General features: G+C 66.6%; 1 protein-coding gene. It reads left to right on the top strand.

Going from position 1 to position 290, the window contains the following annotated elements; all coding sequences use genetic code 11:
• A partial coding sequence (locus SB751_RS29510; RefSeq protein ID WP_410748964.1) for a tripartite tricarboxylate transporter substrate-binding protein occupies nucleotides 1–290 on the top strand: 290 nt, incomplete at both ends.

Here is a 290-nt window from a genome sequence, read left to right as displayed (position 1 = left end):
CCAAGGTCAAGCTGAACCACGTGCCCTACAAGGGCAACGCCGACATGCAGCAGGCGCTGTTGGGCGGCCACGTGATGGCGCAAAGCGACGCCACCGGCTGGGACCAGTTCGTCGATTCGGGCAAGATGCGGCTGCTGGTGACGTTCGGCGAAAAGCGCACCACCCGCTGGCCCGACGTGCCGACCGCGCAGGAGCTGGGCTACAAGGTCGTATCGACCTCGCCCTACGGCCTGGCCGGTCCCAAGGGCATGGACCCGGCGGTGGTCAAGACGCTGCATGACGCCTTCAAG

Source organism: Cupriavidus sp. SIMBA_020, from assembly GCF_046535395.1.
GTDB lineage: Bacteria > Pseudomonadota > Gammaproteobacteria > Burkholderiales > Burkholderiaceae > Cupriavidus > Cupriavidus campinensis.
The sequence above is the reverse complement of the archived record's forward strand: the minus strand, read 5'-3'. Positions and strand labels throughout refer to the sequence as shown.